Annotated in this window: 15 protein-coding genes and 1 tRNA gene; 7 read left to right on the plus strand and 9 right to left on the minus strand. The window is 54.8% G+C overall.

Annotated elements, in window-relative coordinates:
* Window positions 1–54: 54 nt before the first annotated feature.
* Window positions 55–624 carry a recombinase family protein gene (locus ACOI7D_RS16985; RefSeq protein WP_102024332.1) on the minus strand — a complete coding sequence of 190 codons (570 nt, stop codon included), beginning with the start codon at window positions 622–624 and terminating at the stop codon, window positions 55–57.
* 246 nt (window positions 625–870) lie between these two features.
* Between ACOI7D_RS16985 and ACOI7D_RS16990 the strand changes: the two genes are divergently transcribed.
* A complete protein-coding gene (locus tag ACOI7D_RS16990) occupies window positions 871–1,071 on the plus strand; it encodes a hypothetical protein (protein ID WP_109546625.1) in 201 nt (66 codons plus the stop codon).
* 224 nt (window positions 1,072–1,295) lie between these two features.
* Window positions 1,296–2,441 (plus strand): TIR domain-containing protein, encoded by a 1,146-nt coding sequence (locus ACOI7D_RS16995; RefSeq protein WP_109546624.1) that lies wholly within the window; start codon window positions 1,296–1,298, stop codon window positions 2,439–2,441.
* A gap of 775 nt (window positions 2,442–3,216) precedes the next feature.
* On the opposite strand, the gene ACOI7D_RS17000 is transcribed toward ACOI7D_RS16995, so the two are convergent.
* The 3 genes from ACOI7D_RS17000 to proB form a co-directional block, all read right to left on the minus strand.
* Window positions 3,217–3,289 (minus strand) — tRNA-Thr (locus ACOI7D_RS17000).
* 113 nt (window positions 3,290–3,402) lie between these two features.
* The gene (gene proA, locus ACOI7D_RS17005) at window positions 3,403–4,656 is read right to left on the minus strand and encodes a glutamate-5-semialdehyde dehydrogenase (protein ID WP_109546622.1); all 1,254 of its coding nucleotides are present in this window, start codon (window positions 4,654–4,656) and stop codon (window positions 3,403–3,405) included.
* 10 nt (window positions 4,657–4,666) lie between these two features.
* Window positions 4,667–5,770: a glutamate 5-kinase gene (gene proB, locus ACOI7D_RS17010; protein ID WP_008805306.1), complete on the minus strand. Its 1,104-nt coding sequence runs from the start codon at window positions 5,768–5,770 to the stop codon at window positions 4,667–4,669.
* 289 nt (window positions 5,771–6,059) lie between these two features.
* Here proB and phoE point away from each other — a divergent pair, with 289 nt between their 5' ends.
* A complete protein-coding gene (gene phoE, locus ACOI7D_RS17015) occupies window positions 6,060–7,112 on the plus strand; it encodes a phosphoporin PhoE (protein WP_023288537.1) in 1,053 nt (350 codons plus the stop codon).
* 44 nt (window positions 7,113–7,156) lie between these two features.
* Here phoE and ACOI7D_RS17020 read toward each other — a convergent pair whose 3' ends face one another.
* Window positions 7,157–7,723 carry a C40 family peptidase gene (locus tag ACOI7D_RS17020; RefSeq protein ID WP_032426068.1) on the minus strand — a complete coding sequence of 189 codons (567 nt, stop codon included), beginning with the start codon at window positions 7,721–7,723 and terminating at the stop codon, window positions 7,157–7,159.
* Window positions 7,724–8,134: 411 nt separating this feature from the next.
* On the opposite strand from ACOI7D_RS17020, the gene ACOI7D_RS17025 reads away from it, so the two are divergent.
* Both ACOI7D_RS17025 and ACOI7D_RS17030 read left to right on the plus strand, forming a co-directional pair.
* The gene (locus tag ACOI7D_RS17025; RefSeq protein ID WP_044521175.1) at window positions 8,135–9,004 is read left to right on the plus strand and encodes a DMT family transporter; all 870 of its coding nucleotides are present in this window, start codon (window positions 8,135–8,137) and stop codon (window positions 9,002–9,004) included.
* A gap of 95 nt (window positions 9,005–9,099) precedes the next feature.
* Window positions 9,100–9,765, plus strand: coding sequence for an HAD family hydrolase (locus tag ACOI7D_RS17030; RefSeq protein ID WP_023288539.1), 666 nt, complete (start codon window positions 9,100–9,102; stop codon window positions 9,763–9,765).
* A gap of 841 nt (window positions 9,766–10,606) precedes the next feature.
* Here ACOI7D_RS17030 and phnE (ACOI7D_RS17035) read toward each other — a convergent pair.
* The 4 genes from phnE (ACOI7D_RS17035) to phnC form a co-directional block, all read right to left on the minus strand.
* Window positions 10,607–11,491, minus strand: a complete 885-nt coding sequence (phnE, locus tag ACOI7D_RS17035; protein WP_109546621.1) for a phosphonate ABC transporter, permease protein PhnE — start codon at window positions 11,489–11,491, stop codon at window positions 10,607–10,609.
* A complete protein-coding gene (gene phnE / locus ACOI7D_RS17040) occupies window positions 11,488–12,360 on the minus strand; it encodes a phosphonate ABC transporter, permease protein PhnE (protein WP_023288541.1) in 873 nt (290 codons plus the stop codon). The genes phnE (ACOI7D_RS17035) and phnE (ACOI7D_RS17040) overlap by 4 nt, the downstream gene beginning before the upstream one ends.
* Before the next feature lie 66 nt (window positions 12,361–12,426).
* A complete protein-coding gene (gene phnD, locus ACOI7D_RS17045; RefSeq protein WP_032428601.1) occupies window positions 12,427–13,365 on the minus strand; it encodes a phosphonate ABC transporter substrate-binding protein in 939 nt (312 codons plus the stop codon).
* Window positions 13,366–13,387: 22 nt separating this feature from the next.
* Window positions 13,388–14,230 (minus strand): phosphonate ABC transporter ATP-binding protein, encoded by an 843-nt coding sequence (phnC, locus tag ACOI7D_RS17050; protein WP_023288543.1) that lies wholly within the window; start codon window positions 14,228–14,230, stop codon window positions 13,388–13,390.
* Between the two features lie 901 nt (window positions 14,231–15,131).
* Here phnC and ecpR point away from each other — a divergent pair.
* Together ecpR and ecpA are read left to right on the plus strand one after the other, a co-directional pair.
* Window positions 15,132–15,674 (plus strand): ECP biosynthesis operon DNA-binding transcriptional regulator EcpR, encoded by a 543-nt coding sequence (gene ecpR, locus ACOI7D_RS17055; RefSeq protein ID WP_023288544.1) that lies wholly within the window; start codon window positions 15,132–15,134, stop codon window positions 15,672–15,674.
* A gap of 73 nt (window positions 15,675–15,747) precedes the next feature.
* Window positions 15,748–16,335 carry a common pilus major fimbrillin subunit EcpA gene (ecpA, locus tag ACOI7D_RS17060; protein WP_023288545.1) on the plus strand — a complete coding sequence of 196 codons (588 nt, stop codon included), beginning with the start codon at window positions 15,748–15,750 and terminating at the stop codon, window positions 16,333–16,335.
* Window positions 16,336–16,393: the final 58 nt, after the last annotated feature.

Below are 16,393 nucleotides of genomic sequence, written 5' to 3' on the forward strand. Positions count from 1 at the left end.
AAAACCGCCGTAGCGAGGTCAATTGATGAGGTCAGATTGAGGTACTGTATTTTACTAGATGTTCCAGTAACGTTTAATTGTAGCTATTCCCAACCCCAGAGATTGAGCCGCCTTTGACTGACTCAATCCCTGCTCCCTGGCTTCCTGTACACGTCGGCGTGTCTCTGTAGCAACAGGGCGGCCTAATATCTTACATTCCTGTTTGGCACGCTCTAAACCTTCTTTAGTTCGCTCTATAATGCGCGACTTTTCGAACTCAGCAAAAGATGAAAACATTTGTAGCATGAGTTTCCCCTCTGCGCTTGAAAGGTCTCTCACAGGCAAATCAAGAGAGACAACTTTTATTCCTCTCTCGATTAACATGGTGATGGTCTGCTGTACGTCGATGTTATCGCGTCCTAAGCGGTCAAGTTTTAAAACAACCAGCGTGTCATCTTCCTCAAGTTGGTGATCAACCATGTTAGCAAAAGCTCTGCGCTGCATGGCCTGTACACCACCAGAGACGGTCTCAGACACTACTCGACTGTCAAGGATGTCATAACCAGCCTGACGAATCGCCATGATTTGGTTTTCTGTTGTCTGCTCGTTTGTCGAGACACGGCAATATGCAAAAGTACGACTCATATCTAACCCTCATCTAGTATCAATTAACGGTATCATCATTGATCTTCGGTATCATAAAATCAACACCCTATATTGTTGATGCCAAATTGAGATGTGCTTGAATAGAATCATCAAACGTTCGTTTGTTGATACCAGTCAGATATTTCAATTTTGCTGCAATTTTGAGCGATGGTGATATTTTTCTACTAAGCAGAGAGGCCATAGAGACATGGTAAAATGAACTAGAACAAGCAGGAGGGGGTTGATATGAAAAAGCTGATTTTGTTGGGTCTACTAGTTCTCAGTGGTCAGGCTATGGCAACTAAAATCACATTGACGGCCCCGCAAGAAGAACAGACGGAGAACGGTAAAACGTTATGCACGTATCAAAACAACATCTACTTGTTCACCTACACAACCAGCGCTCAGCACTGCCCCTATACGAAAACATTCGATACGGAGGACTAAGAGGAGTGAAGAAGGAATACCAGCCGATAATCAGTTTTTTCTGATGTGATGCTACGGAGCGCGTTAATCCGAAGGAGGTGAAACTCTCGAAGCGAACATAGCACTTAGATCATTTAAATACATCTTAAAGGCTACCCTCGCCCTCCAGCTTGCAATATAATGAATGTAAACTTTGCACTCACTGATGTTAAAATATATCGAATATTCTCTAATGGAGATCAGGAATGAAATTATTTTTGGCTCACGCAAAAGAAGATGAAAAGGTTACAGAGTCAATTTATGAGAAATTAAAAAACAATGGTTATAGTCCTTGGATGGATATAAGGGATATTCCTGCGGGTGTAAATTGGGACAACGAAATTCAAAAAAACTTTAGCAGTGCAAATGTTATAATTATTATTCTTAGCAAAATTAGCTGTCAAAAAAATGGTTATATTAGGCGTGAAATGAATGAAGCCATTGATAAATTAAAATATTACAAACCTGATGACATTTTTGTTATACCCATCCTTATTGATGATTCACCTGTCCCAACATTCATATCTTCAAAAATTCAATACATCGATTATAAACGTGAAGATGGCTGGGCGTTGTTAGAAAAATCGTTAGCCTTAGCTGCAACTCAACAAAACATTGAAATTGCGAAAGGGGTAACGTACGGTAATTTTACATTCACAAGTGAAACATTTAAGGAAGAATATAACAGCATACCTGGACATGAAATTGATATAACCTATCCGATTGTTTCTAACCAAACTCATCCTCAGTCAGCAAAGATCATATCTAACTATTTCAAAGGTCGGGCCACGCACTTAGTTTTCAATAACAGAACTTCACCTTGGCCAAGTAATTTTGGTTGGAGTGAAGAGTATAAAAGCACTTATACCAGTGACTATATTGAAGGATATTACATTGCATACTGTAATAACCATATCCTAAGTATTCTCCATAGTGTCAATTGGTATGGTGCAGGCGCAGCTCACCCGAATAGCCATTTCGATGTTAGCAATTTCGTAGTAACCGACGGTGATTATTCCTATAAATTTTCATTATATGATCTCTTCATTGATGAAAAAGGGTACGATGCTATTAACAAAATTAAAGAAAGGCTTATATCGGATGCGCCCCGTGTATTCTGGGAAAGAACGGGAGAAAAAACTGAGGAATCTGATATGGAATGGTTAATTAGGGGGATAACGGATAGTAAACTAGATATTTTCACCATTAGTGAATTAGGATTAACTTTTCATTTTGCTCCATATGAAATCCACTGCTACGCCTTAGGTCCGTGGGAGTTATTCATATCCTTCTTCGATATCATTGATTATCTTAAGCCAGATGGTATTTACTCGTTAATTAAGGTCGTATAAATCCATTAATGGCTACGGGATTTATAGGAATGATATGAGGGGGGAGTTATGCCCCCCTTACTTGTTAGGGGACTGGCACTACAGCAATAACAGAGAACCCAGCTACCGCCGTTGTACCTGGTTTTGGGGAGCTAAGTCTTGCAGTATCTCTTCTTACTGCATCGTATATTTCATCTTGTGTTGGTTCGTTGTCAGATTGAAGTAACACTTCTTCCGATCTGGTTTCGTTACCGTCTCTGTGTTCGTAAGTGATTTTATACGTAACGCTCATCTTTTTTCTCCGACTAGTATGTTCTTAAGTTTAAACAATAGCAGCCATAAAGCCCCGTTGGTGATACAGCAACAAGCGGAGCGTAGCGACGTCATCAGATTGTCAGAGCGATCACAACTTATCAGGATAACCGTGTACCCGAAGGAGCGTGGCTGAAACGCTGATAGAGCTTGCATGTAGTGTGCAAGTACCAATATCACCATAAACCTGTTTATCCCTCAGTGAGGGGCATCGGGCTTAAATGCGTGTGATCAATCTGTTTCGGGATGGTTTAGAGACGTTGGCAGCGTCATTAGCTTCGAGTTGATAGCGGTTCGTGTAGACTGTTCACGCTTTGTACCTGTTCGAGCTTTACAACTACAGGCCGCTACGCGCTAACATCCCTGAATAGCCACTGTTAACCATAGCGGCAACTGTTGGTCATAGAATCCCTTAAAAGAAGATCGTAACTTGAGAGAGAAACACTCTTTAAGTTGTTGTTTTTAATGGATTTTGTTGTGTGAGTGCCGATAATAGGAGTCGAACCTACGACCTTCGCATTACGAATGCGCTGCTCTACCAACTGAGCTATATCGGCCCTGCAAGAGGTGTTCACGAGCGTGAATCACGAGGCAAAAGGTTAGAACTTAGCGGGCGATGCGTCAATAGCCAGTGGAATCAACTGCCTATTTTTGCATCGCCCGTTCTCATTTACGCACGAATGGTATCGTCGCCGAAACCAATCCACTTATAGGTGGTTAACGCTTCCAGTCCCATCGGGCCGCGGGCGTGCAGCTTCTGGGTGCTAACTGCCACCTCCGCGCCGAGGCCGAACTGGCCGCCGTCGGTGAAGCGGGTGGAGGCGTTCACGTAGACCGCGGAAGAGTCCACTTCATTGATAAAGCGGTTGGCGTTACGCAGGGTGCGGGTCAGGATGGCGTCGGAGTGCTGGGTGCCATGCTCGCGGATATGGGCGATAGCCTCATCCATATCGGCCACGACTTTGACGTTCAGATCCAGCGACAGATACTCGTCGTCATACTGCTCCGCTTTCACCGGCTCGACCTTCGCCGGGCCGTTTTGCAGCGCGGCCAGGGCGGAGGGGGCGGCGTGCAGGGTGACGCCGCTCTCGGCCATCTGCTTGCTTAACGCCGGCAGGAAGGTGTCGGCGATGTTGCGGTGTACCAGCAGCGTTTCCACGGTATTGCAGGTGCTCGGCCGCTGGGTCTTGGCGTTGACAATGATCTTCAGCGCAGGGGCGATCTCGGCGGTTTCATCAACGAAGATATGGCACACGCCAATCCCGCCGGTGATCACCGGGATCGTTGACTGCTCGCGGCACAGCTTGTGCAGGCCCGCGCCGCCGCGGGGGATCAGCATATCGATGTATTTATCCATCTTCAGCATTTCCCCCACCAGCGCGCGATCCGGGCTCTCGATAGCCTGTACCGCGGCGGCCGGCAGACCGCACTCCTGCAGCGCCTGCTGGATCACCTTCACCGTGGCGGCGTTGGTGCGCCAGGTCTCTTTCCCGCCGCGCAGGATCGCTGCGTTGCCGGTTTTCAGACACAGGGAGGCGACGTCGACCGTCACGTTGGGACGCGCTTCATATATCACGCCAATCACCCCCAGCGGGACGCGGCGACGTTCAATACGCAGACCGCTGTCCAGCAGCCCGCCGTCGATCACCTGGCCGACCGGGTCGGCCAGATTGCACACCTGGCGCACATCGCTGGCGATGCCGCTCAGACGCGCCGGGGTCAGCGCAAGGCGATCGAGCATCGCTTCACTCAGACCATTGGCGCGAGCTTCCGCTAAATCTTCCGCGTTGGCGCGCAGAATATCGTCGGTCTGCGCTTCCAGATAATCGGCGATCTTTTCCAGTACCTGGTTCTTTTCCCGGCTGGAGAGTAACGCCAGCTGCCAGGAGGCCGCTTTGGCGGCAATGCCCATTTGTTCCAGCATTTTCAGCTCCTTAACGGATGATCATATCATCGCGGTGGACGGCCACCGGGCCGTATTCATAGCCCAGAATGGCATCGATTTGCTGCGAGTGCTGGCCGGCGATAAGGCGCAGCGCGTCGCTGTTGTAGCGGCTGACGCCGTGCGCGATATCGCGTCCTTCGCTATTGCGGATGCGGATCACTTCGCCGCGGGAGAAGTTGCCGCTGACGATTTTGATGCCTTTTGGCAGCAGCGAGCTGCCTCGTTCGAGGATCGCCTGGGTCGCGCCCGCATCGACGGTCAGTTCACCGGCCGGCGGGGCGCCGAAGATCCAGCGCTTACGGTTCTCCAGCGGAGACTCCTGCGCGTGGAAGCAGGTGCCTACCGGCAGACCTTCCATCGCGTGGCCGATGACGTCCGGGCGGTTGCCGGCGGCGATAATAGTATCAATCCCCGCGCGGCAGGCGACGTCCGCGGCCTGCAGCTTGGTGCCCATGCCGCCGGTGCCGAGACCGGAGACGCTGTCGCCGGCGATGGCGCGCAGCGCGTCGTCGATGCCGTAGACGTCTTTAATCAGCTCCGCCTGCGGGTTGCTGCGCGGGTCGGCGGTGAACAGTCCAGGCTGGTCGGTTAACAGCAGCAGCTTATCCGCCCCGGCGAGGATCGCGGCCAGCGCGGAGAGATTGTCGTTATCGCCCACTTTGATTTCCGCGGTGGCGACGGCGTCATTTTCGTTAATGACCGGGACGATGCTGTTATCCAGCAGGGCGCGCAGGGTGTCGCGGGCGTTGAGGAACCGTTCTCTGTCTTCCATGTCGGCGCGAGTCAGCAGCATCTGGCCAACGTGAATGCCATAGATAGAAAACAGCTGTTCCCACAGCTGGATCAGACGGCTTTGTCCCACCGCCGCCAGCAGCTGCTTGGAGGCGATGGTGGCGGGCAGTTCCGGGTAACCAAGGTGCTCGCGCCCGGCGGCAATGGCCCCGGAGGTCACGATGACAATACGGTGTCCCATGGCGTGCAGCTGTGCGCACTGGCGCACGAGCTCGACGATATGGGCGCGGTTCAGGCGACGGGACCCGCCTGTTAAAACACTGGTGCCCAGTTTTACCACCAGCGTCTGGCTTTCACTCATGATTCTCTGCCGTTCAAAAGGAATATCGATATCGAGCTGATGTTGTAGCAGGAGTCGGCCCGCTTGCCAACACCCGGGGCGGCGGGCGCGCCATTTTATTGCGCGGGATCGGGCATTCTGGAGAGGGAGTATGACAAAAATATGTCAGATACATTTAAATACGCTTTTTTATAAAAAGTTCCACCTTGTCATAAATATTTAATCTCCCGGCGTTAAAAAACCTCCTGTTTTTGATGGGCGAGCGCCCGCAATTGAATAGCGCGTATAAATAAATCACCAGGACTGAATAATGAAAAAGAGTACTCTGGCATTAATGATGATGGGCTTTGTGGCTTCAACGGCGACGCAGGCAGCGGAAGTTTATAATAAGAACGCGAACAAGCTGGATGTGTACGGCAAGATCAAAGCCATGCATTACTTCAGCGACTATGACAGCAAGGATGGCGATCAGACCTACGTGCGTTTCGGTATTAAAGGCGAAACGCAGATTAACGAAGACCTGACCGGCTATGGCCGTTGGGAATCTGAATTCTCCGGTAACAAAACCGAGAGCGACTCCAGCCAGAAGACTCGTCTGGCGTTCGCCGGGCTGAAGCTGAAGAACTACGGCTCCTTCGACTACGGTCGTAACCTTGGCGCCCTGTACGACGTGGAAGCCTGGACCGATATGTTCCCGGAATTCGGCGGCGATTCCTCTGCTCAGACCGATAACTTTATGACCAAGCGCGCCAGCGGTCTGGCGACCTACCGCAACACCGACTTCTTCGGTCTGGTGGATGGCCTGGATATGACCCTGCAGTACCAGGGTAAAAACGAAGGTCGTGAAGCGAAGAAACAGAACGGCGACGGCGTTGGGACCTCGTTAAGCTATGACTTCGGCGGCAGCGACTTCGCCGTCAGCGCGGCCTACACCAGCTCCGACCGTACCAACGATCAGAACCTGCTGGCCCGCGGTCAGGGTTCGAAAGCGGAAGCCTGGGCGACCGGCCTGAAATATGACGCCAACAACATCTATCTGGCGACCATGTACTCTGAAACCCGCAAGATGACCCCGATCAGCGGCGGCTTTGCCAACAAAGCGCAGAACTTTGAAGCGGTGGCGCAGTATCAGTTCGACTTCGGTCTGCGTCCGTCCCTCGGCTATGTGCTGTCGAAAGGGAAGGATATCGAAGGGGTGGGGAGCGAAGATCTGGTTAACTACATTGACGTGGGCCTGACCTACTACTTCAACAAAAACATGAACGCCTTCGTGGATTACAAAATCAACCAGCTGAAAAGCGATAACAAACTCGGCATCAACGATGACGACATCGTCGCGCTGGGCATGACCTACCAGTTCTGATCAACTTCAGAACCACCCGCCGCAGCCCAGGCTGCGGCTTTTTTTTAGCGGCGGTTCTTCGCCAGATGCAGGGTGTCGCTGTTCATGGTGATCTGCGCGTTATACTCCTTCGGCAAACGGCGCGCCTGATAGAACGCCGACTCCCAGTAAGGGTTGTCCAGCGAAGAGCGCATCACGCCCTGGCTGCTCGAGGCGTGAAGGAAATTATGATCGGTATCGTAAAAGCCGACGTGCATGCCGGCCCGGGTGCGGAAGAAGACCAGATCGCCGGGACGTAAATCACGCTTATCGACCCGCACGCCCATGTGCAACAGCTCGCGGGTGGTGATCCGCTCCATCGGCAGGTTAAAGCGATCCTTCAGCGTGCGCCAGACGAAACCCGAGCAGTCGACGCCGCTTTGTTCAGTCCCGCCCCATTCATAGGGGGTTCCCTGCCAGGTGTGCATCTGGTCATGCAGGGCCGCCACCACCGGGATCAGATCGTCCGATCCGCCGTCAATGGTCATATCCGCATGAGATTTTGTGTGTTTTGCCTGTTTCGGTGAGGAGGAGCATCCTGCCAACAACAAAAAAGGAATTAACAAGAGAGCATGCTTCAGTTTTGGCTTCATATCGTTATTTTCGAAGTAGCAAGCAGACTGCTTTGTTTTATAGCCGATTAAAAAGAACGGCTAAATAAGCTGATGCCGCCTTTACGTTTATTTACGATTAAAAATAAACAACGATGGGATGGATCTGCCATAAAGGGCAGTTGTCACTTCGCAACAGCCTGTGCCAGGATTCTGTCATCAACATCTCACGAGGCATTCCATGACGCATAACGCCATCGCCACCGAGACTTTACCCGGCGCCGCTTTCGACGCGGGGTGGATGACGTCTGCGCCTCATTATTGCTTCGCCACGCTCTGCCCACCGCCTCCCCCTCCAGACCGGGTTGTTTTCGGCGCTTAACGCCGTCTTTCCAGGCGCTTACCTGCCGGTATGACGCTTGATACCTTGTGTTTGACGTTCGGGAGCATGCTATGCACGTTCGCTATTCTCTGCTCGCCTCGCAGGCGACAACGGCCACCTTTGTGCTGCTGTGGGGCAGCGCGGCCATTTTTACCCGCTGGGGACTGGACAACGCCTCGCCGATGGCGCTGCTGGTCTTTCGTTTTCTGATTGCCCTGGTCGCGCTGGCGCCGCTGGCCATCGTCCGTCGGCGCTGGCTGCCCGCGCCGGGCACTCGCCTGCAGACAGCGGCCACCGGCCTGATGCTGATTGGCGGCTATTCGGTCTGTTACTTCGAGGCGATGGCCAACGGCGTGACGCCGGGGCTTATCGCCACCATCATGGGGATCCAGCCCATCCTCACGCTTTGCGTGGTGGAGCGCCGCCTGCAGGGGCGGCGGCTGCTGGGGCTGCTGATTGCCCTGGCGGGGCTGGTGTTGCTGGTGTGGCGCAGCCTGGCGGCGTCGCCGATGGCGATGACAGGGATCCTGTTTGCGCTGGCGGCTCTGCTGCTGATGACCTTTGGCGCGCTGTGGCAAAAGCGCAGCCGCCAGTCGCCGGCGGATGTCCTGCCGCTTCAGTATGCCGTTAGTCTGGGGCTGTGCCTGTTGATCGCCCCGGTCAGCGGCTTCCGGTTTACCGTTAACGTCGGGTTGATTATTCCGGTGCTGTTTCTCGGGCTGCTGATTTCGGTGGTCGCCCAGCTGCTGCTGTACCGTCTGCTGAGCGCGGGGAATATCGTCAATGTCACCAGCCTCTTTTATCTGGTGCCAGCGATCACGGCGCTGCTGGATTATCTGCTGCTGGGCAATCGGCTGCCGGCGGCGGCGATGGTCGGTATGGTGGCGATCGTCGGCGGGATCGTGCTGGTGTTCCGCACCGGCAAGGTCCGCGCCGGCTGACGGCGAGCCGGGCGCGGTGGCGTCCGGTTCATTTTCCTGTCATCTTTTTTACGCATGCTCCCGGCAGCTTATTTTGACCAGTAAGGGAAGGTACCATGGGCAACACGCTGACGATTTTCGATCTCGATAACACCCTGATACAGGGCGATAGCAGTACGATCTGGAGCCAGTTTATGGTTCGCGAAGGGCTGGCGACGCAGAAGGGGTATCTTGCCCGCGAGGCGCGGCTGATGGCGGATTATGACCGGGGAGAGATGAATATCGCCGATTATGTGGCCCTGATCCAGGCGCCGCTGGCCGGAATACCGAAATCGGACGTAGACGCGCTGGTGGCCCGCTGCGTGCGCGAGGCGATCCTGCCCCGGGTCTATCCCCAGGCGTGGGAACTCATTCGGCGTCTGCGGGCCGAGGGGGAGCAGATGCTGATTATCTCCGCCTCGGTTAGCCTGCTGGTGCAGGCGGTGGCCGCCGCGCTGGAGATTGAGCAGGCGCTGGGCATTGACGTGGCGATGGTCGACGGCGGCTACAGCGGGGAGATTGCCGGGATCCCCAGCTATCAGCAGGGAAAGGTGGCGCGTCTGGCGCAGTGGCGCGAGGCGCATCCGCAGTATGACGGCGAGGTGACTTTTTACACCGATTCCATTAACGATCTGCCGCTGTGCCTGCATGCGGATCGCGTGCGGCTGGTCAATCCCTGTCCGCAGCTGCAGGCGGCCGGTGCCGGATATGGCTGGCCGGTGCTGAGCTGGCGGCTGGAATAGCAACATCACGGGTACCGCGCCTGGCGTCTTGCCCGGCGGCGCTGCGCTTGCGCGGGCCTACGGGGTGTGAGCCTGTGAGAGGAACTTGTAGGCCGGGTAAGGCGCAGCCGCCACCCGGCAACATCACGGGTACTGCGCCTGGCGTCTCGCCCGGCGGCGCTGCGCTTGCGTGGGCCTACGGGGTGTGAGCCTGTGAGAGGATCCTCCAGGCCGGGTAAGGCGCAGCCGCCACCCGGCAACATCACGGGTACCGCGCCTGACGTCTCGCCCGGCGGCGCTGCGCTTGCGCGGGCCTGAACGCCAGCCGGACTGCTTCCTGGAGAGGGGAAGCACTGCCGTGTGGTTGTTTATGTTATCTGTGGCTTCAGCGTAGTTTGCGCTCCCGGTTAGTCTTCTGCGTTATGTCCCTTATGGCGCAGGGAGCGCACAGGGGGCGGCCAGTCGCCGCCGCTCCCTGTACCCCCCCGGGCTCCGGCCAGCAAAATCGCCGCTACGCGGTACCTTCGACTTATCCCTGCAGGCTTCGGGTCGGGCCGAGGCAGCGTCCATGCAAAACACGGCCCTCAGCCCGCATCCATGCGGGCTGCCCCGGCCCTCCGGGAACGTCTCAGCGATTTTGAGGCCGCCAGCACCGGCAGTTTCAGCAACAATGGTGAATAAATTAACGACAGGTCGTAAGAACGTAGGCCGGGTAAGGCGCAGCCGCCACCCGGCAACACCACGGGTACCGTGCCTGATTATTCCCGGCGGCGCTGCGCTTGCGCGGGCCTACGGGGTGTGAACCTGTGAGAGGATCCTCCAGGCCGGGCAAGGCGCAGCCGCCACCCGGCACAAAGGCGCGCTAGCGTTCCTCCTGATACAGCGGCACTACGGCGCCGCCGATATAGCGACGGCGCAGCCAGGCGGAGAGGGTGTCCATGATCATCACCACGGCCACCAGCAGCAGCGTGATAAACATCACCACATCCCAGTTCCACAGGCGCATATTCTCGGCATAGATAAGCCCGATACCGCCGGCGCCGACGAAGCCCAGCACCGCCGCGGAGCGGGTGTTGGATTCAATCTGGTACAGGCTCAGCGCGAGGAAGGTCGGGAACGACTGGGTAAAAATACCAAAACGATGCTTTTGCAGGCCGTTCGCGCCCACGGCGGTCAGCCCGCGCCCGGGGGAGCGGTCCACGGCTTCGTGTCCTTCCGCGTACAGCCGTCCCAGCAGACCGGTGTCCTGCATGATGATCGCCAGCACCCCGGCCAGCGGCCCGAGGCCTACCGCGCGCACGAAAATCAGCCCCCAGATAGCCATGTCGATCCCGCGCAGCACATCAAACAGGCGGCGCATCAGCAGGGCGAGGGTCCCCAGCACCATGCCGCGCATGATGTTGCGGGCGGCGAAGAAGGAGAGCAGCAGCGCCAGCACCGTGGCGGTGAGCGTCCCGGCGAAGACGATAGCCAGGGTAATGCCGATTTGCGTGAAGTAATAGCCGAACGGCCAGTTCCAGAAGTCGTGCCAGACGAACATCCGCGCCAGATAGCGGCCAATCTGCTGCAGGCCGGTGGTCAGCTGTTCGCCGCTGATGCCGAACTGCAGAAAAAACCAGACGTAATAGAGCACGCAGGACAGCGCCACCAGCCCGACGTAGCGCAGGTAGCGCCCCTGGACCTGATAGAGCTGTTTATGCTGCCGACGGCTGGCGGCGATATCCGGTTGCATGTGCCAGACGCTCATTTCTTACCCTCCAGTACCCACAGGCGCAGACGACCGGACAGCATGTCCAGCGCCGACACCACCAGAATGATCAGCAGCAGGGTGATGCTCACCTGATCGTAGCGGTCGAGCTTGATGTTGGTCATCAGCTCCTGGCCGATGCCGCCCGCGCCCACCAGCCCGAGAATGGTCGACGAGCGGAAGTTGATTTCAAGCCGCATAAAGCCGTAGGAGAGAAACAGCGGTTTCACCTGCGGCCACAGGGCGAAGCGAATTTTCTGCAGCGGCGATGCGCCGCAGGCCGCCAGGCCGCGTACCGGTTTGTTTTGCGCGCTTTCCACCGCCTCGTAGAACAGTTTGGTCAGACTGCCGACGGTATGCAGCATGAGCGCCAGAAAGCCCGGGATCGCGCCGATGCCGAACGCCATCACAAAGATCACCGCCCACGCCAGCTCGGGCATGGTGCGCAAAAACGCCACCAGCACGCGAATGGCAAAGCGCACCGGCGCCGGGGACCAGGCGTTATTGGCGGCGAGAAACGCGAAAACCGTGGCAATGGCGACCGCCACCAGGGTTGAGGCCAGCGCCAGCTGCAGGGTTTCCCAGATCAGCGGCAGCTGGATCGGCAGGCGATAGCCCCACCAGGCCAGCGACCCTTTGGTCTGCACGTCGGCGAACAGGTTGCCGGCGCTCAGGGGCGGAATGGTCTCTGCCATATAGTCCAGGAAGTGGGGCAGCGAGTGCCAGATAGTCAGCAGATTAAATTCCGCGGCGCTGCCGGCGGCAAAATAGAGCGCCAGCAACAGCAGCGACCAGCAGACGGCATCGCGCTTTTGCCGCGAGCGTACCTGCTGGTAATAGCGTTCAAATTCGATGTGGGTCGTCTTCATGCGTCGGGGATCTTCAACGTAGCGCCGCCGCTCACCTCGGGGCAAGCCGGCGGCGTTGAGGCAGGATTAACGCGCGCTCACCAGCTCGCGTTTCATATCGATAATCTGCTGGAAATCAGCCACGCTGCCCGGGCCGATGTGCTGCGTACCGCCCATCGCTTTGATAAAGCAGGCGTGATCCTCAGTATCCAGTTTTTTCACCGCCGCCACGACCTTCGCCTTAAAGTCCGCCGGCAGCGCATTGCTCACCAGGATCGGGCCGTTCGGGATCAGCGGCGATTGCCAGATAATGCGGATCTGCTTCATCAGATCCGGATGATCCATGCGAATCAGGCGGTTGAATGCGCCGGTGGTGTAGCCGGTGTTGTAATCGCCAACCATCGAGGCCCAGGTCACCGCCCCCGCGAACTGGCCATTCAGCACGCCGAGGATGTCCTGCTCGTGGCCACCGGAGAAGGTGACGCTGGAGAAGGTGTTGTTGTATTTGTTGTCGGCGTTGCCGCCAAATTTTTCTTTAAACGCATGGTTAGGGATCAGATACCCGGAAGTGGAATCCGGGTCGGCGAAGCCAAAGGCTTTGCCTTTTAAATCGTCCAGCGTTTTATATGGGGAGTCGGCTTTGACAATCACCACCGAGTGATAGCCGCGAGACTGATCTTTGTCGTCCACGGCGATGCCGACGATATCCACCGCTTTCGGGTTATTGAGATAAACCGAGGCGTAAGAGGAGGGGGACATGCTCAGCACCACGTCGACTTTACCCCCCAGCAGACCCTGAATCACCCCGGAATAGTCGGAAGAGTTACGCAGTTTGGTATCCACGTTCAGCTCTTTATCGAGGAAGGTCTTCACGCACTGGTTATCACCGATTTGCTGGGTGGCGTTCTGGCCGCCGAGAATGCCCAGATTCAGCTCTTTCGGCTGCGCTGCCGCCGCCTGCCATGCCATCATCATGCCCGCGACCATTGCGGATAAACGAACTGCGCCAGTCATATATTTTTTCATTATGTTGCCCGTGTGAGTGAAATTAATGCAATTGGCTAACGTCATCGCCGTACAGCTGCTGCAGCACATCCTGCGTCAGCCGGGAGGGGTGATCGTCAAAAATAAGCTGTCCGCTGGCGACGCCGATAACCCGGGTGCAGTAGGTCCTGACCAGCTCCACCGAATGCAGGTTGACCATCACGCTGATGCCCTGCTCGCTAATCTCGCGCAGCACATCCATGATGCGCTGAGTGTTTTTCGGATCCAGCGAGGCGACAGGCTCGTCGGCGAGCAAGATCCCGGGGTTTTGCATCAGCGCCCGGCAGATCGCCACCCGCTGCATCTGCCCGCCGGAGAGGTTCTCCGCCCGCTGCAGCGCGTGCGGCAGCATGTTCATCCATTCAAGCAGCGCAATGGCGCGCGCCCGGTCGGCTGCGGGAAAGATTTTAAACAGCGATTTCAGGGTTGAAGTCTGGCTGAGGCGGCCCAGCAGAACGTTGGTGAGCACGTCGAGGCGCGGCACCAGGCAGAAGTCCTGAAAGATCATCCCGCAGTGGCTGCGCCAGGCGTTGAGCGCGCGGCCTTTCAGCCGGGAGACATCGTGCGGGGTACCGACTTCCGGGTAGCTAAGAATTTCGCCGCCGCTGGCGCTGTGGGTGCCATTGAGAACATGCAGGAGCGTCGATTTACCGGCGCCGGAGCGGCCAATAACCCCGACCATTTCACCGGCGTGCAGATCAAAGCTGATGCCGTCCAGCACCTTGTGCTGAGCCTCGTAGGCTTTACTCAGGTTACGCACGCTTAAGACCTTCCGCTGCCGGCCGGCATTGAGATCGGTGAACGGCTGGAAATCAGTTTCGGCCACCGCGGCAAGAGAGCTGTTCATAAGAGTGTCCAGGTTCGTCATTAACTGGCCACTATTAATAGGTCTTTATGTGAAATTTCGATGACGGTATTGCGAACAAACCGTGAACAGGCGGGAAAGGGCGGCGGTGAGCGGTCCATCCACCCGCGCGCGGCACGCTGGCAACGTTGCCGATCACGGCACCCTCGGCCCCCGGTCCACCCGCGCGCGCGGCACGCTGGCGAAGCGCCGAAAAGCGGCTATGCTTTCGGGGGCGCGGAGGCAGGCGCCCCTTGACGGCAGGAACCCTCGTCAATCTTCGCTTAATCTTGCTGATGAGAACTGTTATATCGAATAGATAATGCGTCTGCCTTTGTTTAGCATTCAACATTCCGCAGGCATTAACATATACATAACTATTTTGTGCGGCAGGTTAATCTATTCATGAGTCTTATGTGTTGGTGAATCATCCTGGTTGTTGCTTGTTTTTGGATTTATATTCTTTATTTTTTAATAAATTTGGTTTATTCGACAACTTCATTCTATCCTCCATTAAGAATATTCCTAACATAATAGGGTGAAGATCCTGGGTAATATAAAATTCAGATAAGAATCGACGGTAATATTGTCAATAACCTCATGAAAATAAATGTCTTTTTTCTTTCCTCAAAAAAACGATATTTTCAGTTTTTGTAAATATTGACCTGGGCGCGAAATTCATTGCCTTTCCGCATGTTGACACTCTATAGGAAAAAACTTAAATTCAACGCCAAGCAGAAAATAATTATAGTTTAACCCCGCTTATCCAATATTGATAGGTGATGCGTGTCTTATTTAATGGCGATTTATTAAAGGAATGGAATACGCCAGTTAACTTTATAGGCCTGGCAAGCAGTGAAGTTGTAAAAATGATTACTTCAAGGACTATGAGGTTAAAAACTATATGGAATATAAAAGCTGTTCCGATAAGTATATTTGGTCTGCCCATGACTCCTACTTCTATAAAGGATTATCCGAACTGATTGTAGATATCGACGAATTAATTTATCTGTCGCTAGAGAAAATCAGAAGAGATTTCGTGTTTATCAATCTCAATACGGCTTCGTTAAACGAGTTTATCAGGCGCGACAGCGAATGGTTATCCGCGGTAAAGGGGAAACAGGTCGTATTAATTGCGGCCAGAAAGTCAGAGGCCTTAGCGAATTACTGGTATTACAATAGCGATATTCGCGGCGTGGTATATGTTGGCCTGAGTCGCGATATTCGAAAAGAGCTGGCCTATGTGATTAATGGCAGGTTTCTCCGTAAAGATATTAAGAAAGATAAAATTACCGACCGGGAAATGAAAATTATCCGCATGACCGCCCAAGGCATGCAGCCGAAATCGATCGCCAGAATTGAAAATTGTAGCGTGAAGACAGTATATACCCATCGGCGCAATGCCGAGGCCAAGCTGTATTCCAAAATATACAAATTAGTTCAGTAACACCCAGGCAAGTTAATTTTTGAATGGTTCACCGGGACATCATGTCCTTAATTCAACTCAGGAAGAAAAAGCGATGAAAAAAAAGGTTCTGGCAATAGCTCTGGTAACGGCGTTTACCGGTATGGGTGTGGCGCAGGCTGCTGACGTAACGGCTCAGGCTGTAGCGACCTGGTCTGCGACCGCCAAAAAAGACACCACCAGCAAACTGGTCGTCACCCCGCTCGGCAGCCTGGCGTTCCAGTATGCCGAAGGCGTGAAAGGTTTTAACTCACAGAAAGGTCTGTTTGACGTGGCAATTGAGGGTGACGCAACGGCGACCGCCTTTAAGCTGACCTCGCGTCTTATCACCAACACCTTAACCCAGCTGGATACCTCCGGCTCCACGCTGAGCGTGGGCGTGGATTATAACGGCGCAGCGGTGGAAAAAACCGGTGATACCGTGATGATCGATACCGCCAACAACATTCTGGGCGGCAACCTCAGCGCGCTGGCTAATGGCTACAACGCCAGCGGCCGCACCACCGCGCAGGATGGTTTCACCTTCTCTATCATCAGCGGCACCACTGACGGCACCACCGCCGTGACCGATTACAGCACCCTGCCGGAAGGGATCTGGAGCGGCGACGTTAGCGTCCAGTTCGACGCCACCTGGACCAGCTGATCCTTCTGATGCACCAGCAGGGGGGGCTCCCCCTGCTTTTTTCACGGACGGAATTGTT

The organism is Klebsiella sp. C360 (assembly GCF_048822415.1).
GTDB lineage: Bacteria > Pseudomonadota > Gammaproteobacteria > Enterobacterales > Enterobacteriaceae > Klebsiella > Klebsiella quasipneumoniae.

Excerpts from the sequence above, each read along its gene's own strand:
- ACOI7D_RS16985 (WP_102024332.1), bottom strand. The coding sequence starts at position 624 with ATGAGTCGTACTTTTGCATATTGCCGTGTCTCGACAAACGAGCAGACA.
- ACOI7D_RS16990 (WP_109546625.1), top strand. The coding sequence starts at position 871 with ATGAAAAAGCTGATTTTGTTGGGTCTACTAGTTCTCAGTGGTCAGGCT.
- ACOI7D_RS16995 (WP_109546624.1), top strand. The coding sequence starts at position 1,296 with ATGAAATTATTTTTGGCTCACGCAAAAGAAGATGAAAAGGTTACAGAG.
- proA (WP_109546622.1), bottom strand. The coding sequence starts at position 4,656 with ATGCTGGAACAAATGGGCATTGCCGCCAAAGCGGCCTCCTGGCAGCTG.
- proB (WP_008805306.1), bottom strand. The coding sequence starts at position 5,770 with ATGAGTGAAAGCCAGACGCTGGTGGTAAAACTGGGCACCAGTGTTTTA.
- phoE (WP_023288537.1), top strand. The coding sequence starts at position 6,060 with ATGAAAAAGAGTACTCTGGCATTAATGATGATGGGCTTTGTGGCTTCA.
- ACOI7D_RS17020 (WP_032426068.1), bottom strand. The coding sequence starts at position 7,723 with ATGAAGCCAAAACTGAAGCATGCTCTCTTGTTAATTCCTTTTTTGTTG.
- ACOI7D_RS17025 (WP_044521175.1), top strand. The coding sequence starts at position 8,135 with ATGCACGTTCGCTATTCTCTGCTCGCCTCGCAGGCGACAACGGCCACC.
- ACOI7D_RS17030 (WP_023288539.1), top strand. The coding sequence starts at position 9,100 with ATGGGCAACACGCTGACGATTTTCGATCTCGATAACACCCTGATACAG.
- phnE (WP_109546621.1), bottom strand. The coding sequence starts at position 11,491 with ATGAGCGTCTGGCACATGCAACCGGATATCGCCGCCAGCCGTCGGCAG.
- phnE (WP_023288541.1), bottom strand. The coding sequence starts at position 12,360 with ATGAAGACGACCCACATCGAATTTGAACGCTATTACCAGCAGGTACGC.
- phnD (WP_032428601.1), bottom strand. The coding sequence starts at position 13,365 with ATGAAAAAATATATGACTGGCGCAGTTCGTTTATCCGCAATGGTCGCG.
- phnC (WP_023288543.1), bottom strand. The coding sequence starts at position 14,230 with ATGAACAGCTCTCTTGCCGCGGTGGCCGAAACTGATTTCCAGCCGTTC.
- ecpR (WP_023288544.1), top strand. The coding sequence starts at position 15,132 with ATGGAATATAAAAGCTGTTCCGATAAGTATATTTGGTCTGCCCATGAC.
- ecpA (WP_023288545.1), top strand. The coding sequence starts at position 15,748 with ATGAAAAAAAAGGTTCTGGCAATAGCTCTGGTAACGGCGTTTACCGGT.